This is a genomic window from Bartonella sp. AD328YNZD, from assembly GCF_042196425.1.
On the sequence record NZ_JBHIQG010000339.1, the window covers coordinates 1 to 2,485 of the forward strand.

5 protein-coding genes are annotated in these 2,485 nt (G+C 35.3%); 1 reads left to right on the forward strand and 4 read right to left on the reverse strand.

Features of this window, described 5'->3' with window-relative positions:
• Positions 1-229 precede the first annotated feature (229 nt).
• On the forward strand, positions 230-853 hold the full coding sequence (locus ACFIO3_RS11480; RefSeq protein ID WP_375607481.1) for a hypothetical protein: 624 nt from the start codon (positions 230-232) through the stop codon (positions 851-853).
• Here the strand turns inward: ACFIO3_RS11480 and ACFIO3_RS11485 are convergent.
• The 4 genes from ACFIO3_RS11485 to ACFIO3_RS11500 form a co-directional block, all read right to left on the reverse strand.
• Positions 834-1,358, reverse strand: coding sequence for a hypothetical protein (locus tag ACFIO3_RS11485; protein WP_375607480.1), 525 nt, complete (start codon positions 1,356-1,358; stop codon positions 834-836). The two genes, ACFIO3_RS11480 and ACFIO3_RS11485, sit on opposite strands and share 20 nt — an antisense overlap.
• On the reverse strand, positions 1,345-1,680 hold the full coding sequence (locus ACFIO3_RS11490) for a hypothetical protein (RefSeq protein WP_375607479.1): 336 nt from the start codon (positions 1,678-1,680) through the stop codon (positions 1,345-1,347). Before ACFIO3_RS11490 ends, ACFIO3_RS11485 begins: the two co-directional genes overlap by 14 nt.
• Positions 1,681-1,695: 15 nt before the next feature.
• Positions 1,696-2,136 (reverse strand): single-stranded DNA-binding protein, encoded by a 441-nt coding sequence (gene ssb, locus ACFIO3_RS11495; protein WP_375704489.1) that lies wholly within the window; start codon positions 2,134-2,136, stop codon positions 1,696-1,698.
• 103 nt (positions 2,137-2,239) lie between these two features.
• Positions 2,240-2,485 (reverse strand): DnaB-like helicase C-terminal domain-containing protein (locus ACFIO3_RS11500; protein ID WP_375704490.1); only part of this gene is annotated, 246 nt, incomplete at its 5' end.

Consider the following 2,485-nt stretch of genomic DNA (forward strand, 5'->3'; position numbering starts at 1 on the left):
TCTGTATTTTGTGATGTCATAAAATACACCCTCCAGATAATAAAAAACCCCGCATTTGCGGGGATTTTGAACTGTACATTTCCCTCTCTAGACACAATACGCCTAAGTACAGTAATGTCATTAAATACGATTTGCTACACTTTGTCAACATAAAAATAACACATATTGATAATTTCAAAGGGAATCAGTTAATGATAATTCCAATAAAACCAATTAAAGAGCAATAAACATGACAATCGTATTAATTATCTTATGTATTCTACTATTACTTCCATTTACTGGAATTATACTGGAAGCTTTATGTGCTATAGTTGGTTACGGTATAGGTGCCGCTATGATTGGAGTCCTTATTTTTCTATTAATAATAGGAGCAAAGTTCTTAGGATTTATATATAGCTTGTGTTTAATAATAGCGTTTATGGCATTAATTGCGATTTGTAACATTAAATCAAACGGAAACACATGGGAAGAAGCAATTTCATACAGCACTGCACTATTTTTACCACTGCTTATCTTATGGTTTATTATATGGTATTTCTCTGATAATCGTGATATGTTGGATATATCATCCGTATTGTTTATTACAGCAATAATATGTTCTATTATTGCGATCCCATTCACATTCAATCCTCCAACGAAAGATATTAAAGGCTATCCTGGATTTCTAATTAAAATGTATTGTGTAATACTTATATTTTTTGCGGGTCTTTGTTGGAGCAAAACGACGGCAATAGTAACGGCAATAGTATCAGTAATAATATTGATTGGCTATTTCATTATGATTGCATATTCAGATAATGATAAACCTGATGAAAAAGATGAAAAAAAAGCTTCTAATGAAAATACTTCCTAATAACATTAAGAACGATACGCAATGAATTCACAAGGTGTGGTAGCATTTGATCTTCTATAACGAGGGACTGTAACGCAGCATGAAGATTATACTGTCTATAGAGGCATTGGGCTTCTTTTAGTGCCTCTTGCATGTTTATAAACTGCTCTGTTGCAAATTCTACCCATTTGTCTCTTGCCTTATCATCAGATGATGACGGCATTTCGTCATAAATTGCATTAGGCAAGCCCTTTGCACAAAGGTAATTATTTCTTATCTGTAAGTACTGTTGCGCGGCATCATATTGCTCTTGAGTAATCACGCCTTGCAAACAAAGACGCCCGATATAGGTACCAGAAAGTGGATTTTTTGCCTCCTGTAGCGTTAAACCGAAGCGCTTTGCACGCATTTCTATTGCCAATTTATCAACGGCTTCACGCGGTGTTTTGCAACGTGATATACGTCCATTTGCTTCTCTTAGCTGCCCTGCTATTTTAGGGCGTCCCCTTTTTTTATTTTTTTTCACTTATGTCCTCAGATGTCTGTTTAATATCTTGCCAAATTCTCTCTGATCTTGACCATGAAATTCGATTTAAAAAGAACAATAAAACCACTAAAATGCATATTACAGCAGCAACACCTAACTTAAGTTTTAAGTGACTTTGATCCCAAGAAAGTTTTAAGAGCAGAATGAAAAGTGTACTCAATAAAGCACCCATCACTATACTGTAATAACTCATTGATGTAGATGACATACAATCTCTTAACAGCTCTATATCATTCTCTGTAAGCATATAAACGGGTTCAGATTCTTCTGTACTAACCCTAGACTTCTTTTTACTATCCATTAAAGCACCTTCTGTTTAAAAAGGAACACTGTCATTCATAACGGTATGGGGCGTATCAAGAGGTCTGTAAATGCTTCTGTCATAAGCAGATGACTGATCTTGATTATCATCATTTTTGCCATCTAAAAGCTTTAACTCGCCTTTGTACGGAGGCAATATGACTTCTGTTACATACCGATCAATACCATTTTTATCTTGCCATTTACGGGTTTGTAGTCGCCCCTCGATATAAACTTTGCTGCCTTTATTGAGATACTGGAGTGCTATTTTTGCAAGATGTGGATTAAACACCACAATGGAATGCCATTCTGTTTTGTCTACTTTCTTATTGGTTGCCTTGTCTGTATAGCTCTCAGACGTTGCCATTCGAAAATTGACCACCTCGATGCCAGATGACATTGTTTTGCTTTCTGGATTTGCACCTAAATGACCAATTAAAATCACTTTATTAAGCATGTTTGTAAGTCCCATTAAATGATGTAAAGATCATAACATATTTTATGTGTTTTTACAATGTTTTCAGTTGTCTAATAACAATTATTTAATGTTTTACATTATGTTATAAATCACTAAAGCGTGTAAAATCGGATTGAAAGGCAAGGGGAACGATTCCTGTCGGACCATGGCGTTGTTTTGCTATAATAACCTCGGCTTTACCCTTGGCTTGCTCCATTGCATCTTGCCACTTGCTATACTCAGCAGTGCCTTCTTTTAGTTCTTCATTTTTGAGATAGTATTCTTCACGATAAACAAACAGAACAATGTCGGCATCTTGCTCGATTGAACCAGATTCACGTAAATCGGA

What these genes read in the sequence shown, in the direction of transcription:
- ACFIO3_RS11480 (WP_375607481.1), top strand. Translation starts at nt 230, where the DNA reads ATGACAATCGTATTAATTATCTTATGTATTCTACTATTACTTCCATTT.
- ACFIO3_RS11490 (WP_375607479.1), bottom strand. Translation starts at nt 1,680, where the DNA reads ATGGATAGTAAAAAGAAGTCTAGGGTTAGTACAGAAGAATCTGAACCC.
- ssb (WP_375704489.1), bottom strand. Translation starts at nt 2,136, where the DNA reads ATGCTTAATAAAGTGATTTTAATTGGTCATTTAGGTGCAAATCCAGAA.